This window comes from Chryseobacterium paludis (genome assembly GCF_025403485.1).
GTDB classification, from domain to species: Bacteria; Bacteroidota; Bacteroidia; order Flavobacteriales; family Weeksellaceae; genus Chryseobacterium; species Chryseobacterium paludis.
This window is the reverse complement of record NZ_CP099966.1, coordinates 1,998,713-2,015,268: the sequence shown is the minus strand read 5'-3', so window position 1 is coordinate 2,015,268 and position 16,556 is coordinate 1,998,713. Positions and strand designations below refer to the sequence as shown.

Annotated in this window: 15 protein-coding genes; 10 read left to right on the top strand and 5 right to left on the bottom strand. The window is 32.9% G+C overall.

Translation table 11 applies throughout. The features are described from left to right. The first annotated feature begins 62 nt into the window (after positions 1-62). On the top strand, positions 63-776 hold the full coding sequence (locus tag NG806_RS08830; RefSeq protein WP_214826231.1) for a hypothetical protein: 714 nt from the start codon (positions 63-65) through the stop codon (positions 774-776). A gap of 272 nt (positions 777-1,048) precedes the next feature. Here the strand turns inward: NG806_RS08830 and NG806_RS08825 are convergent, their stop codons facing one another. The 4 genes from NG806_RS08825 to NG806_RS08810 are packed head-to-tail and all read right to left on the bottom strand — an operon-like array spanning position 1,049 to position 3,843. Continuing rightward, positions 1,049-1,729, bottom strand: coding sequence for a response regulator transcription factor (locus NG806_RS08825; protein WP_261512748.1), 681 nt, complete (start codon positions 1,727-1,729; stop codon positions 1,049-1,051). 56 nt (positions 1,730-1,785) lie between these two features. Continuing rightward, positions 1,786-2,535: a sensor histidine kinase gene (locus NG806_RS08820; protein WP_261512747.1), complete on the bottom strand. Its 750-nt coding sequence runs from the start codon at positions 2,533-2,535 to the stop codon at positions 1,786-1,788. Continuing rightward, positions 2,505-3,149 carry a hypothetical protein gene (locus NG806_RS08815; RefSeq protein ID WP_261512746.1) on the bottom strand — a complete coding sequence of 215 codons (645 nt, stop codon included), beginning with the start codon at positions 3,147-3,149 and terminating at the stop codon, positions 2,505-2,507. Before NG806_RS08815 ends, NG806_RS08820 begins: the two co-directional genes overlap by 31 nt. Continuing rightward, positions 3,136-3,843: a hypothetical protein gene (locus NG806_RS08810; RefSeq protein ID WP_261512745.1), complete on the bottom strand. Its 708-nt coding sequence runs from the start codon at positions 3,841-3,843 to the stop codon at positions 3,136-3,138. The genes NG806_RS08815 and NG806_RS08810 overlap by 14 nt, the downstream gene beginning before the upstream one ends. Before the next feature lie 427 nt (positions 3,844-4,270). On the opposite strand from NG806_RS08810, the gene NG806_RS08805 reads away from it, so the two are divergent. From NG806_RS08805 to NG806_RS08780, 6 genes are all read left to right on the top strand, one after another. Then, entirely contained in the window at positions 4,271-5,176 is a 906-nt protein-coding gene (locus NG806_RS08805; protein WP_261512744.1) for a RebB family R body protein, read from the top strand. A 430-nt stretch (positions 5,177-5,606) separates the two neighbouring features. Continuing rightward, on the top strand, positions 5,607-6,674 hold the full coding sequence (locus NG806_RS08800; RefSeq protein ID WP_261512743.1) for a DNA cytosine methyltransferase: 1,068 nt from the start codon (positions 5,607-5,609) through the stop codon (positions 6,672-6,674). Then, complete coding sequence (locus tag NG806_RS08795; protein ID WP_261512741.1) at positions 6,661-9,651, top strand: ATP-binding protein; 2,991 nt, start codon at positions 6,661-6,663, stop codon at positions 9,649-9,651. The genes NG806_RS08800 and NG806_RS08795 overlap by 14 nt, the downstream gene beginning before the upstream one ends. Beyond that, positions 9,644-11,296, top strand: a complete 1,653-nt coding sequence (locus NG806_RS08790; protein ID WP_261512739.1) for a response regulator receiver domain — start codon at positions 9,644-9,646, stop codon at positions 11,294-11,296. The genes NG806_RS08795 and NG806_RS08790 overlap by 8 nt, the downstream gene beginning before the upstream one ends. A 15-nt stretch (positions 11,297-11,311) precedes the next feature. Beyond that, a complete protein-coding gene (locus NG806_RS08785; protein WP_261512738.1) occupies positions 11,312-12,016 on the top strand; it encodes a restriction endonuclease in 705 nt (234 codons plus the stop codon). A gap of 150 nt (positions 12,017-12,166) precedes the next feature. Then, positions 12,167-13,801, top strand: a complete 1,635-nt coding sequence (locus NG806_RS08780; RefSeq protein WP_261512736.1) for a TIGR02391 family protein — start codon at positions 12,167-12,169, stop codon at positions 13,799-13,801. Positions 13,802-13,923: 122 nt separating this feature from the next. Here NG806_RS08780 and NG806_RS08775 read toward each other — a convergent pair whose 3' ends face one another. After that, complete coding sequence (locus NG806_RS08775; RefSeq protein WP_261512735.1) at positions 13,924-14,919, bottom strand: HNH endonuclease; 996 nt, start codon at positions 14,917-14,919, stop codon at positions 13,924-13,926. A gap of 49 nt (positions 14,920-14,968) precedes the next feature. Between NG806_RS08775 and NG806_RS08770 the strand changes: the two genes are divergently transcribed. From NG806_RS08770 to NG806_RS08760, 3 genes are all read left to right on the top strand, one after another. After that, positions 14,969-15,397: a very short patch repair endonuclease gene (locus NG806_RS08770; RefSeq protein ID WP_261512734.1), complete on the top strand. Its 429-nt coding sequence runs from the start codon at positions 14,969-14,971 to the stop codon at positions 15,395-15,397. Between the two features lie 145 nt (positions 15,398-15,542). Continuing rightward, complete coding sequence (locus tag NG806_RS08765) at positions 15,543-15,920, top strand: helix-turn-helix domain-containing protein (RefSeq protein ID WP_261512733.1); 378 nt, start codon at positions 15,543-15,545, stop codon at positions 15,918-15,920. A 94-nt stretch (positions 15,921-16,014) separates the two neighbouring features. Then, positions 16,015-16,344, top strand: a complete 330-nt coding sequence (locus NG806_RS08760) for a hypothetical protein (RefSeq protein WP_261512732.1) — start codon at positions 16,015-16,017, stop codon at positions 16,342-16,344. Positions 16,345-16,556 lie beyond the last annotated feature (212 nt).

Sequence of the window (16,556 nt, the reverse complement as noted above, 5' to 3'; positions counted from 1 at the left end):
TATGGTTCTCCCTGATTTTTTTTAATCATTACAAAATCTTAATAACTTAAAATAAAATTGATATGAGAAATATAATGTATCCTTTATTGTTGCGGTCATCTCAATATGTCCGGGCCAACTGGAATAGTGATGAGCCTAATTATAAATACTTCTTAAAACTGGAACAGTTTGCTCCCCAACTTCGTTTTGTGGATGAGATAGTGTCTCCGGAAGGAAGAGTAGGATCCCTGGGAATGGAACCTCTCCGCATTTTTGGAAGATGGTTGGGTTGGAAGTTCTGTTATAATGAACACGATTTTGAGTTTAATGTACTGGTAGGTTCCGTTAGCGATAACCTTACTGCACGTTCGGTATATGATTTTTCAAAGAATTCTATTGGACGAACGGTGCCCGGTGCCTTGAGAGGCGGAGATGGACAGCTGATGGGAAGAAGAACTCATGAAGGGGTGACGACAGCAATAATCGGTGGACAGGTAAGAACGACCCATAATGATGAAGATTTGACCATGCGAAATCTTGCAGAGCCAGGGCATTTTTTCAGTGGTGGCTACTTAGACCTCGAATTTTTTGAGAAAGATGGTAATGTATACATTAAGCTCAAAGGGGGTGGATTTAATAATTTTGCCTCTTTTAATCAGGTTTTTGGAAGCAGGTTGTTTCCTGACATGGCAAGAGCCAATGCAGCAGCATACAGAGCATCTCAAAATCTACCTCGTATAAGGCATACGGTAGAGGATCTTACTAAAAAGACCAGTTTTTTTGACTATACAGAGTAATGAGTTATCGGCAATATTATTTCATGGCATCCACCATAGTAAATTGCTCTTTAAATTAATTTCATGGTTTTGAAATCATAGGTATGACATCCATAAAAGGCCTGAAGCTAAACTCCTCAAAAAGATAAATACTGAGAAAGAATACAAATTTGTAATTCCATAATAAAGAGGTTTATGTTTTAGTAATCTTTTTTACGGGTTTATTAAAATTTGTATTCTATTCAGTATCAATGATCATTATCAATTATCACTGATCAATTATTTTACAGCTATTACTTATCAAACAGCACAATTTCATTAGCGTCCACAATATTATTCTGAACGGCATAGATCACCAGTCCGGCCATGTTTTTCACACAGGTTTTGATCATCAGATTGGTTTTATGCGTTTCCACCGTTTTGGGTGAGATAAATAAAGCGTCGGCAATTTCTTTTGTGCTTAATTGCTGGCAAACCAGTTTGAGAACATCAACTTCCCTGTCCGTGAGGTCATCCTTGGAGTAGGCGTGAAATTCAGGGAGTTTATTGGAAAGCTGACCCCGCATCACATCGATCTGCTCATCAGAAAAATAATGTCCTTTGTGGTACACCGAATGGATGACATTTAAAAGTTCTTCCAGCTCAATTTCTTTAGACAGGAAAGCATGCGCTCCCATTTTCAGCATTTGTCCCATAAAAGAGCGACGGTAAAAACTGGAAAGGACAATGATCTTGGTGTCAGCTTCTTTTTGGGCGAATGCAGACATCACTTCAAGTCCGTCACCATTAGCCATTCTCAGGTCTAATATCAAAACGTCCAAAGCATTATTGTCTGTTTCATTCAGAAAATGCTGACCACTTGTTGAGGTCAGTACCACCTCAAAACGTTCATCATTATTGATGTAATTTTTTAAAAGTTGTACAAAAAGCAGGTCATCATCTACGATGCCGATTTTAATTTTTAAATTTTCCATTTAATTTTTAAGTTTAATTTTTTATTTTCAATATTAATTTTTCAATTCTCAATCCCTCACTCCAACGCCATAGCCGCAATAAACTTCGTCCCCTTTTCCGGCTTTGATTTAAGCTTATAAACCGCCTGGATCTTCTGAGCTCTGGATTGGATATTTCTTAAACCAATTCCATTGTAATGAGTTTCTGGTTTAAAACCATTGCCATTGTCCTCTATCGTGAGCATCAGATAATCAGGGGAGACCCGCAGCGAAACATCAATCCTGGTTGCATTGGCGTGTTTTAAAACGTTGGTGATCAATTCCTGTACGATCCTGAAGATGTTTAATTTAACGGGGCTGCTGAGGGCTGCTTCTGAAACCATATGATGGTAGGCGATCTCGATATTCTTGCTGATCTGATCGAGGTAATCGGCGATAAGATCCGTTAATTCAATTTCACTCAGATCCGGAGGGGTCAGATTATGCGACAATTCCCGGATCAGCTGCATGGAGGTTTTCAGATCCAGATTCAGTTCTTCCGTATTCTTGTTATTGATATTCAAACGAATGACGTTAAGGCGTGAGATGATATTGTCATGAAGCTCTTCTGCCAGACGTTCCCGGTCCCTTTCCTGTAAATGCAGTGTATTTTCCCAGCATTCCGTCTGTGTATTCCGGACCAGCCGCATTACTTTTTGCTTGTTTTTCCTGATGCTTTTCAGATAGTTGACGATCAATATCGTGATCAATAACGTCGTTAAAAAAAATAGCCCTATACCAATCCATATCCATCCAACTACCAAGCCCGGATTTTCCCACTGCGACATCCCAGATTAATAAAAGCAAGATAAAGGCACCACAGCAAAACCCCTCTGAAAAGCCAGATCGGGGCTACCCATTCCAGGTGGTTGGTGACTAAGAAATTAAAAGTGGTAGAGATCAGACATTCAACAGAAAAAAAAAGAAAGACGAATATATTAACGATAAACAGGCTTTTTTCAACCTTTCCTTTTTTAAGCATTTTCATAAAGTAAGCGGCTGCGAAACTACAGATGATGATACTGCTGATGATGTTGGAATAAAAAGTAGGGCACGTTCCCTTTTGTGTATCCATCAGATTGACGATCAGGAAAACCGCCGCATAAAGATAAACGATCCACTTGATGGAGACCGGGAGCTTTATAAAATACCTGCTGTAAATTTCTGTGAGGATCACCAGGCTAAAAAACTGGCTCAATGCATAATTGTAGGTGTTCAACGTGTTCAGTTTCAGCAGGCGGTCTATCAGGTCTGTCAGCTCCAGGGCGAATTCCGCGACGAGAAATACCTTGATCACCGCCATTATTTTTATCCCTTTTTTTACAAGCAAGATCAAACCTGTAAGCAAAGTCAGGTTGATAAGTATTTGTAAATAGAGGGATAGGTTGTTATAAGAAAGCACCGCTTTTGAGCAAGAGTTGATAGTTGTCAACAGGATCAGCAACGGTAAAGGGAGGTCGCGGCGTGGAATAGTTTTCCGCAGTCCTGCTCATTTCATTGATCGTTAAATCTTTAACCGTAATGATCTCAATATGATACGCGAAATCAGTGTCTCTTTTTTCTGCTTCATCCGTTAACCCAAAGAAACACGTACAGGATTCGCTATCCCCGAGGCCTAATCGTTCATAATCCTCAAACGGAATAGTGATCACCTGAACAAAAGGTTCGGTCTTCTGGGCTTTTAACCACGCTGTAGCATACATATTCCATCGGAAATTGCGGTTAATTGCCGATTCTGAAGTGATGGGTGGCAAAATTTCCAGATTGGTGGTGTTCTGAGCCTGATCCTCCGGAGACTGGCGGGTAAATTCCTTGATAAAGATATGGTTGAAATCGGCCTCCCGGTCACTCTTGGAATCGATCAAAAAGAATTTAAGCTTGTTGTCATCGATGCCCAGATAAGCATGAACTCTTTTAGGATCCGCATTTTCAAGATTCGTCTTCCATAATGCGACCTCATTTCCGGAAACAGAAAAGTGAGTTCCCTGGTTTAAATAGCCCAGAATCTCCTTTTCATTCGCGTCATTTCCGCTCTTATAGGAATCAATTAAAGTTTTCCATTTTTTAATGGATAGGTAAATGTTCTCAGTTGTCATTGGTATTAGGTATTAGTGAATAATAATAAATTATTGTTGAAATTTACAAAAAAAATGGTTTTTAAATCACGTGGCTTAGAAATAGGACGGATTGCATTGGCAGACTGTTCATTACTACAGTGATCACTGAGTTTTCGAAAAACCATATGATGAACTAAGATTCTGAGGTGTAATTCTTTACGGTCTTCTATGATCACCCATTCTGATATGGATTACTGTCACCATTTTAACCATTTACATCTTGAGAATAGCATTCTTTTTTTTGAAAATCAGTTTTTCTACTGATTCGTGATCTTATTTTGTTTAATAGATTTGTGAGGAATAACTTGGAGTGAAAAACCAGAAGATGAAAGTCACCTATACATCAACCGGAATTTTCATCTGAAAGACGACCACAAAAACTAATGAATACCTAATACCATAAGACATGAATCACGTTAACGAACCTCAACCCGCTAAAATAGAAAAGCTGCGTTCCTTACAGGAGCTAAGTAAAGGTTTCTCTTTTAAGAAAGAGCAAGATACTGCTTATTTTAGCAAGAATAATCCTGACCATAACAGCAATCGTTTTGTATTTAATGCACAAACCGCCGAAATTGAAACAATGCCAACCATAAGACTTGTTCATTGCATAAATAGCAATAGTACATCCGACGGTTATCAGTCATTTGTCGTAGAACCTAAAGATCAATCGACAGGAATTTCGGTGGTAAGGATGAAACGGGATGATTCGAAGAACCTGCATTGTCACATCGACATTCTTCCATTCAATAGTCTTGGGGATATTGCTGAACCGGAGAACGATTCGAAAATTCTTGGTATCAATACCGATACATCCAAAGTTGTTTTAAAAATGGATATTGAGATCAGTCAGTCTGACACTGATGAACCTATGTACACGGTTCATGATGTTGATGTCAATAGCCTGGAGGATTTTGAAAGCGCACATGAGATTATTGAACTGAAAAGAGTATTGGAGTTTCAGGCGGCGAAGTTAATCGCACATTATATTCTGGAAGTATACCATATCGTACATGACGGGTATCAAAACAATACGATCTCTTTAGTTTCTGAAGATGATCTTCTACAAGTTCCTACCGATCAATTGAACGAGTTGCTTTCTGCTAATATCGCTGCGGGAAGTATTGCTTTGGGGAGTGTGTATCAATCTCTGGCGCATTCTACAGGAATCCTGTTTGAAAATGCAGTGGATAATCAGAATCAACAAAATTCGCTGACACAGGCTGCCGCTAATCAAGGGGTGATGCAGATTTATAATATAGATACTATGGCGGATGCGGTGGGTATTGCGAGGATGTTGGGGATGGGGTGAGTTTTAGGGGGAATTAATTCATTTGCCAATGAGTTTTTTTATCTAAAAAAATATAAACAGAAACCAAAAATTTATATATTTGTAATTAACCATTAAAAACTAAAACCATGATACTAATTAAACTAATTCAAAATACCGAATAGGTTCCAAAATTAAATCTCTTAAAGTTCGAAATATTAGACGAGAATAGATTGTTATTAGTTTTATTTAAGTAAGTAAAAAAATGATATAACTAATAATTTTCATGGCAAATACGGTTTTCCGTAATGAATGCGGAATAAATCTAGTTAATATTGCAATTATGAACAATAAGATGATTATTTCATTATAATTTAATGATCGTGAAAACTTATTAATTATCATTTTATGCAATTTTTATTTTGTATATTTTTGTAATTATCGATAATTTCAAAATAGTATAATTAAATTAATGTCCGACAAAAAAATTAAAGCAGTTGATTTTTTCTGCTCTGGAGGTGGAATGAGTTGTGGTATGCTACAAGCAGGAATTGAAGTAGTGGCGGGAATAGATCACGATATCTCATGTAAAGATACCTATGAAGCAAATATCAATGGTGCAGAATTTATTCAAGCAGATGTATTTGAGCTACAAGAAAAAGCTCTTGAAGATAAATTAAAATTAAAACGAAATGATGATAATTTATTACTTATAGGCTGTAGCCCTTGCCAGTTCTGGAGTATTATCAATACGGATAAAAAAAAATCTAAAAAATCGAAAGATCTATTAAAAGAATTTAGACGTTTTGTAGAGTATTTTAATCCGGGCTATGTAGTAGTCGAAAATGTACCAGGTGTTCTAAGACGAAAAAACGAAAGTGGTTTAGAAGATTTTATACTATGGCTGCGCACAAATGGATATAAAGTCCATGCAAACATTCACGAAGTAAGTAATTATGGAGTACCTCAACACCGCAAAAGATTTACCCTAATTGCGAACAGAGTAAATAGTGAAGAGGTTAAACCAATAGCTCTAAATACAGAGAAAATTACGGTTAGAGATGTCTTAGGTGAACATAATGGCTTTCCGAAGGTAAAGCAGGGGAATAAAGACGAATCTGACTTTATGCATTCTGTATCTGGTTTGAATGAACTTAACCTAGAAAGGCTTAGTTTGACTCCACATGATGGTGGAACTAGATTGGCTTATGTTAATGATGAAAGGTTAGCTCCACCATGTCATTATAAAAAAATCAATGGTTTTAAGGATATTTACGGTAGAATGTATTGGGACAAACCTTCTCCAACAATAACTACAAAGTTTTTCAGCTTTTCTAATGGCAGATTTGGTCATCCAGAAGAAGATCGTGCAATATCATTAAGAGAAGGTGCTACTCTCCAATCCTTTCCAAAAACTTATAAATTTGTAGGTAGTAGTACTGAAAAAATTTCAAGAATGATAGGAAATGCTGTACCCCCAACTTATGCAAAAGCTATTGGAAAAGCAATAATTCAAAATTATATCAATGGCAAAATTTAAAACTAGAGCAAGAGCATTAGATTTATTAGGGAGACAACAAATTGCAGGAATTCCAACTGCAATAAACGAGCTTATAAAAAATGCTCACGATGCTTATGCTGATAAGTTTGATATTGATTTTGTTAGGAATGATAATCTACTTGTTTTAAGAGATGATGGTTTAGGAATGACCAAAGATGAATTTGAATCTAGATGGCTTACTATTGGTACCGAGAGTAAATTTGTTAATTCAAAAACAGACCTTCCCCCTATTGATAATTCTAAATCAGCTCGACCAATTATGGGAGAGAAGGGAATAGGTAGGCTCGCTATTGCTTCAATAGGTAAACAAGTTTTAATAATCACCAAAGCAAAGAATAGAAAAGAAAAGCATAAAATTGTAGTAATTCTCATTAATTGGGAAATATTTGAATTGCCTGGAATTAATCTTGAAGATATAGTAATACCTATAAAGGAATTTGATGTATTGCCAAATGAGAGTGAGATCAATAGATTAAAACAAGAAGTTCAAGAATCTTTAGAGCACCTTTTAGACAAAGAAATTATTTCAGGACGAGATTTTTCCAGAATTTCTGAAACAGTAAAATGTTTAAAAGTTGACCCAAAAGATTTAAATGATAAATTAGTTGGAGATTTTAACATAGGACAATCTGATAAGGGAGGAACTTTCTTTTATATTTCTCCAGTTAGCGAAAACTTATTATTTGATATTGATGGAGATAAGGGATCCAAAGATGCAACTAAAATAGAAAAAATGTTGATTGGGTTTCACAATACGATGACTCCTCATCATCCGAAACCTATTATAGATATTAATTTCAGAGATTATAAAGGCAATGATAATTTATATATCAACCTAATTGATAAAGAACAGTTTTTTACACCTGATGAATTTGAATTAGCAGATCACCATTTTAAAGGAAGATTTGATGAATTTGGTCAGTTTAGAGGGGATGTTCAGATATATAGAGAAAAAAGGTTTGATCATATCGTAAACTGGTCTGGTAATAATTTTAAATATACAGATTGTGGCGGATTTGAGATTAATCTTGCTTATGTTCAAGGACAGTTAAAAGATTCGGTAGTTGATTTAGAAAACTGGAATAGGTTGACTGCAAAAACTGAGAAATTTGGAGGGCTTTACATTTATAAAGATAACATAAGGGTACTTCCATATGGTGATTCTGACTATGACTTTTTAGATATAGAGAAAAACCGTTCCAAAAGAGCTTCAACTTACTTTTTCTCTTATCGAAGAATGTTTGGTACAATAGATATTTCTCATATTACCAATGATAAACTAGTTGAAAAAGCAGGTAGAGAGGGGTTCATAGAAAACAAGGCATATAGACAACTCCAAGCAATTCTCAAAAACTTTTTTATACAATTAGCTGCAGATTTTTTTGATATTCAAAGTAAAACACCTCAATCAGAATTTTATAATGAGAAAAAGAATGAACAAAATAATCTTTACAAAGCACTTGAGAGACGAGATAAGTTAGCTAAGGGGAAAAAAGAAAATTTTATAAAAGCTTTGGATTTGTTTTTTAAAAGATTGAATGAAAACAAATATGAGAAAGATATTAACGATATACTTAATGAGTCACAAAATCAGCTAAACACTGCAATGTATGTAAAAGACTTGGAAGAAGCAAGTCAAAAAGTGATCGATGTGGAGTTTGAAACAAGACAAAAATTATCTGATTATAAAAGAAGTATTAGCGTTACAAGTCCAAAGGGGTTTACCATTTCAAAGAGTGTACGAATTGATTTTGATACTTATTTGTCTGAATATAAAATACTTGAAGAGACTTTGTTTAAAAATGCTATATCAGAAGTGGACACAATTGTCTCTAATTATAGTGAGAAACTAAATATAGAAATAAGTAAAAGGAAACGTTTAGAACAAGCAGTAGAATTTATCTCTACAGAAGCAGTAAAGGTTAATACTAAGAAACGAGTTGAAACAAACGAGATTGTTACTGATGTTTCAAAGAAAATAAAAGATGTTACTGGACAACTCATGCTAGATTTGGATTATCAGATTCGATCTGTAAAAGATAAATTTAAGAACTTAAGTGTCAATGATTCTGATGATTTTGATTTGGTGGAAGAACGAAAGAAAATGGAAGATGAAATTGAGATGATAAGCCAAAGAAATACTCATGTGATGGATCGGATAATTCGACAATTTGAAGGCTTTTATGTTGATAAAGATGATGATGGTAATATAATAACAAGTGATCAGATTTCTGATGCTTTAGCAGAGGAGTTGGATGATTTGAGAGAAAGGATTCAAACAGATGTTGAATTAAGTCAGTTAGGTTTAGCAGTTGGAATATTACATCACGAATTTAGTAGCACAGTTAAATCGATTAGGAGTAGTATTAAAGATTTAAAAGCTTGGTCTGATGTAAACGAGCAGTTGGAAGGAGTTTACAATAATATTAAAATAAGTTTTGAACATCTAGATGGTTACTTAAATCTTTTTACCCCTTTAAATAGACGTTTAAATAGAAGAAGAGAAGATATTGGATTGTTGGAAATAAAAACCTTTCTTATTGATTTATTTAAGTCTCGTTTTGAACGTCATAATATTCAATTTAAGCATACAAAAGCTTTTGCGAGTCAAACTTTGTATGGTTTCCGTTCTACTTTTTACCCAGTTTTTGTTAACCTGATTGATAATGCTATTTACTGGTTAAATCAAAGTACTGCGGAAGAAAAAGTGATAAGACTGCATGCAGATAATTCTGGAGTTTATATATCCAATAATGGAATTGAAATTAATATTCAAGATGAAAACAGAATATTTATTATGGGATTTTCACGTAAGAATAATGGTAGAGGAATGGGATTAAGTATAAGTCAAGAAGTTCTTAATGCAGAAAATTATAGTCTATCGATTGTTCCCCCAAAAGAGAAAAGTACAGTTACTTTTAAAATAGCACAAATTCAAACACAAAATAATGAGTAGTTCCTTTTTTGAAAAATCTAAAGAAATAGCTAATAATTATATCCAAAATATCGTATTTCTGGATGATAGAGCTTATAAGATTAAAGATGAAGCAAAATTAAGTAATGATTTTGATGTAGCAAGAATTACAAGTCTTTTTGCTAAAGAAAAAAAGATTTGTGCTGTATATCAACCTGGATCGGAAAGAGATATTGAAGATTTTAAAGTAATTTCGAGTAAATCAGATGTAGTTGTATTAGATTGGGAAATAAATTTCCCTAAAATTGTAAAACCTGGAACTGAAAATGAAGATGATGACGATGAACCAAGGGGTATTTATACAAAATCTATTATTAAGTCAATATTATTTGAAGAAGGTCAAACTAATAAATCATTGAAAATGATTTTAGTTTATACTGGTGATTATGCAATTATTAAGGATATTGTTAATGAAATTCATAAGGAAGTGTTTGATTCAAGTGAGCTATATATTTTAGATGAGGAAAACTTATCTATAACATCACAAGAGTTTAAGGTTTTAGTTAGATCAAAAAAAGTTGACATTAATAATAAAAGCAACAAAGGACTTGAAAAACATATGATTGATTATGAATATTTACCTAAATTCATAATTGAAGAGTTTACCAAGATGACATCAGGATTGTTACCAAATTTTGCATTACTTTCTTTAACTACTTTAAGAAAAAATTCAAGTAAGATAATTGGTCTTTTCTCAAAAAAGCTAGATAGTGCTTATTTAAGTCACAAAGCTTTATTGCCAAACCAAGATGATGCTGAGGAATTGTTAATTGAATTATATGCAGATACAGTATCTGATTTGTTGTTTTATGATAAAGTTAATAATACTACTAAAAATCTTATTGAAGATTGGATCAGCAAAAATATTCTTGAAGAAGTGCAAGAAATCTTTGACAAAAAAGGCAAAAGTTATGAGCCTGCTGAAAAATTCAAGAGATCAGCAGATCTATTACTTGAAATTCTGAAATCTTCTGAAAAAAATATTATAAAAAGGTATAAAGAAGCATTTAATAGTAAAGCAAATGTCTCAAAAGCAAAAATTGAGGATTATTATGAAAAGCTTTCACTAAATAATACACTACTATTTCTAAATAATGATGATCATGTTAAAAAAACTGAAATTGATCATAAATTTTCAATATTAACTCATCATAAAAGTCTATTCATTCCAAATAATACTATTCCTAAATTAACTTTAGGGACTGTTGTAAGAAGCACTCTAAATACCAATAGTTATTACATTTGTATACAACAAAGATGTGATAGTGTACGAATAGCTAAAGGAAGTGAGCGTAAGTTTTTATTTATTCCTTTATCTGTTTCTGTAGAAAGATTTGATGTTTTAACTCCAGATAACATTAAATTAAAAAGAAATAAAGATTCTTTTTCAATACGAACAATCAAATTTATTTGTAGCAATGACTTTGGAGTAGTTAGCGCAGAGAAAGATAAAAATACTGGTGATTACATTTTTCAACAAAAGTACAATTCAAGTACTGATGAACATTTCACTTGGATATTTGATCTTAAAGATTTGCATTCTCAACGAATTATAACTCAATATTCATCACAACTTTCTAGAGTGGGATTAAATGATTCCGAATGGCATAGAATGCAGCTTAGTTGACTATAGTTATTTCATATGAAGAAATGGAGAGAATATGAAAGGCTAGTAAGCGTACTGACGTTAGAAGAATATGGAGAAGAGTACACGGTTATTCCAAACGCTAGGATTAGAGGTTTTATAAGCCAACGAAAAAGACAAATAGATGTTCTTGTAGATTATCGTTTTGATTCTGATTTGGAGAGACGTATTATTTTTGATGCTAAAGACAGAAAAAGACCGATTGACATAAAAGAAATCGAATCCTTCGAAGGTTTGATGAAAGACGTCGGCGCAAAAATTGGTTTTATTATTTGCTCAAATGGATTTACTAAGTCAGCATTGAGAAGATCACAGGAACATATTACAATTAGATTAGTACCATACAATGAAATTGAAGCTATAAATATTAAGTCTTGGGACATATGCAGAGATTATTTTTGTAATGAAGGATTGGTACTATGGGATTTAACACCAGGTATTATTATTGATGGGATTGTATATGTCCAAGCTACTGGAAAGTGTGATACGTGTGGTAAATTTCATATTTGGTGTTGGTCATGTGGTAATAGACTTTGCATTGAATACGAGTCGGAATTACAATGTGCTTGTGAAGGACCCTGGTTTTGGCTAACTAGCATTGAAGATGATCACGACGAGAGTGGTGAATTTTATAAATCTCATTATTTGCTATTAGTTTTAGGAAATGGACAATATTATACTATGGATAGAAGACCTATTTAATATTAGCAATAAAAAATCTGATTTTTTATGTGGTATGCAAATAATGTATGTATTATCAATAAGCTATACTACTTGCAAATTTAGATATATAGGTAAAAATATTAGTAAGATACCTTGTGATTGATATGTACATTAATTAAAACTAACAATATGAGTGAAGATAAATTATTTATGAAATTTGAGGCTAATACTATTCAGCATCTTGGTGTTAAAATGTATTCAACAATGCCTCCAGCTTTGGCAGAATTAATTGCAAATGCATATGATGCTTGTGCAACTGAGGTTTATATAAAATTATATGATAGGGGAGAAAAAAAAGTCATTGTACAAGATGATGGTACTGGAATGTCTTTTGATGAGGTAAACAATTATTTCCTTAGAATAGGACGAAATAGACGAGAAGAAAAACAAGAATCTCAGTGTGGAAGAATTCCAACTGGAAAAAAAGGTCTCGGTAAGTTAGCACTTTTTGGTATTGGTGATAAAATAATGATAGTTACTTCACAAGAAAAAGAAACTGTAAGATTCGATCTTAATTGGAATGAAATATTAGATACAACAGGTAAAGATTATGAACCTTCTTTTGAAAGATTTGAGAATTCAGATAATGAGAACGGAACAATAATTACTTTAAACGATTTAAGGAGAAAAACGGGCTTTCCAATTGAAGATTATGCTGATAATATAGCTAAATTATTTAATTTTCCAGATGACTTTGTAATATATATATCACTAAACGATGAGACGCCAATTAGAATAGATAATAAAACAAAATATCAGAATATTGATGATGAATTCCAGTGGGACTTTCAGGGTATTGTGGATGTTAATGAAAAAGAATACAAAGAAAAAAAGGAAATAAAAGGTTCAATCATCACTACTGAAAAACCTTTAAAACCAAATCTACGTGGTATAACACTTTTTGCAAATGGTAGAATGGTTAATATGCCTGAGTTTTTCGGCCCATCAGAATCAAGCCACTTTTACTCATATGCAACGGGATGGTTAAATGTAGACTTTATTGATAATTGGGAAGAAGATGTGATTTCAACCAATAGACAATCTATAGATTGGGAAAACTCAAAAACATCTGAGTTACGTGAATACTTGGCTTCTTGCTTATCAATAATTGAAAGGAAGTGGCGTGAGTTACGCAAAGAGAAAAAGCAAAATGCGATTAGTGAAAAAGTTAGCCTGAATGTAGGACAATGGATTGAGAGATTACCTGAGAATGTACAGAGTCAAGTAGAAGGTATAGTTAATCTATTAGATGATACTCCAGAATTATCAGAAGATACTCAACAAAGAGCTATTCATTTAATACACAATCTTGTCCCAGAATATGCAAATTTGCACTGGAGATATCTTCATCCTGAAATTAGAAAGGCAGCGGAAGCAGATTATATAAAAAATGATTTTTATAGGGCATTTATTGAAGCGGTCAAAAGGTATATAAATTTAGTAAGAACAAAGTCAAAAAGTACAAACACATCTGATAATGGTATGATGGGTTCTGAATTTGGTTTAGGAAAAGTATTACAAGTAGCTGCTAAATTTAACAAACCCGATGGTTCTAAATTTGATTCAGATACTTACAAATGTATTGAAGAGGGGCAAAAATATTTATCTATGGGAATTGTAAGTGGTGCTAGAAATCCTATCTCTCATGAAGAAATTAGAGATTTACGAGACTCACAGCTTTTTACAGAAAAGGATTGCTTAGACATGCTTAGTTTGCTATCTCACCTATTTAAAAGATTGGAAGATGCCGATCCTGCTCCCTGATTATTTTGAAAGTGGATTTTTCTACTCTTATTTGTAATTTTACCATCAAAATCAATTATCTTACCTTTTCCAATTGAATAATTATTAAGCTAGTTTACCATCAGATAATACTTTATTGTAGATTAATGGTGAGAAAGATTCCATCTAGAAAATAAGGCGTTTTTTGAAGGTGTTTCTTTTCCAATTATTATTTTTTTGTTTTTGAATATTTCGTATTCTGTATTTAATAAAGTGTTTGAAACTGTAATAGTTAGAGTGTGAGGGTCTACACCAATTAGGTTGAGATCAAATAACGTATGTATATCGGCTCTAAGTAAAAGACCATTTTCTGGATGATTATCTTTTTCTCCGCGATAAGGATTGATGTGTGCTGCTTCTAGAATAGCAGTTATTTTGCAACCGGTTACTATACAAGTATTGTTATATCTTTTAAGTAGCTTATCTCTGAAATCTTGCTGCCCTCTGCGAAGTTTTATAGCGCGTAAAGTAATTTCTCTCTCATCCTTTTCATTATTTAAATAAGAATTTTCATTTTCTCTTAAATACGCCTCTTCGGGGGATAAAGTTGAACTTACATTTAATAGTTTGATTTCTATCTGATTAATAAAATCTAGGATGTCAGGAGCTAATCGTTGCATAGACATATTTTGATTATATCCACTAATGTAAAAAGGACGAAGTTGTTTAAGACTATTATCTTGGGTTCTACAAGGAATAAAAGTATTAAATATTGCGGTATATTTTTCAACATTTCTTATTTCCTCAACTGGACGCTCAAACTCATGTCCCTTATTACAACGATATTTTGGTAGTCTGATTTTGCGCGCATCTATTGTTGTACTTGGGCATACTGGACATCGTCTGACAATTTTTGTGCCTGATTGGCTATTTACGTGATCAATGATTACGAAACCTAAGATCTTTTTTTTGTCTGTCATGATGGCTACATCACCAGCTTTAATTTGTTTTGAGTTAGGGACTAAGCTATCATAATTATAATATTCCTCTAATTTGTCCCCATAGCTGTCAATGGTTTGAAAAGAACGATCTGTATTTTCTACTATTGTTTTAAATACCCAATAGTTTCTGTTATTTTTAGATGTTTCTTCTTTTGACATATTTGATTGATTTAATTCTTAAATTGTAGTATAATATACAAATATAATAATGCCTGATATATTTTCATCTGAAAAACGTTCTGAGATCATGTCCAAAATTTCTGGGAAAGAAACAAAACCTGAAATTATGGTTAGAAAGTACTTATTTGCGTATGGATTTAGATTTAGAAAGAACGACAAACGATTTCCTGGTAAACCAGATATTGTTCTACCCAAGTACAAAACCATAATTTTTATAAACGGTTGTTTTTGGCATGGGCATGAAAATTGTAAAAAATCAAAATTACCAGGAACTAGAAAGGATTTTTGGGAGAATAAGATAAATAGTAATATTATTAGGGATCAACAAAACATTAATGATTTGAAGTCTATGGGGTGGTCGGTTATAATAGTATGGCAATGTAAACTGGGAAAGGATAAGGAACAAACACTATCAAATTTGGTTGATCAAATACTATTAGATAATAATGGAAATTAGTTATTGATAAATTAATTTAGATTTTTTATTTTCATAAATTGATGATGACATTGTATTATATGCTCCAGAATAAATCTATACAAAGTATTACACAACTAAAAGCCATAATTTTCTCTATATTTGTACAAAGCACAACACAACCACTATGGAAAAGCTAAGAAGTCTAAGAAAGAAAAGAGGATACACTCAGGAATATATGTCCAACATCCTGTCAACGGATGTTTCTAATTATTGCAGAAAAGAAAATGGAGATGTCAAAATATTTGATGATGAGTGGGAAAAATTAGCTAAAGCTTTAGATGTTCCAGTGGAAGATATTAAAGAAGAAAAACAATCTAATGCAGTAATAAATAATGATAATTCAACTTTTAATGATGAAGCTTCTGCAAGTATAAACTTTAATAATAATTATTATAATGTTCCAAATCAGATAATGGATAATCTACAGGATTATATTAAAATCCTGAAAGAACAAGTTGAAGCTTTGAAACAGGAAGTTGAGAAACTAAAATCAGAAAAATAATCTGCTCCTATTTTAGGAGAATAGATCATAAAAATAAATACTGCTTCATCGAGGCGGTATTTTTTGATAAGGAGAATGAAATGAATAAAACAACATGAATTTATCAGAATTAATCAATTACTTCCGCAACGGAGGTACCTATAAAGACTTTTGTCAAGATCACTCATTAGATCAGACTTCTGAAGCTATTGAAGTCTATATGGAGCAACCTTTAGAATTAAATAATAACCTGGCATTTTTTGAGATTGAGACCACAGAAGGCAGCCTTGAGTTTGTTAAGGACGGGATAAGATATTATAGCTTATTTGGTTTTCCTTATTTTATCAATGTACTTGAGCAAATCAAAAATTCGGATCATAATGATTTGACCGATAAAGATATTGCTGAGCTTTTGTTTGATCATGTGATCAGTAAAGAAGAATAGATCGAGTAAAAAAGAGACTGCCTTTGGGCAGCCTCCTATATACATCGCAGTTATCTTATAAATTTTTTACAATTCAAAAGATATTATCCACTAATAAAATTATTTTTTAAACATTTTATATATATCAGTGAGCATATCTACTGCTAGAATGAGTAATAATAAAATATAAGTAAAAATAGCTAGAAAATTGTTTTGATTCATAACTTGCTCAT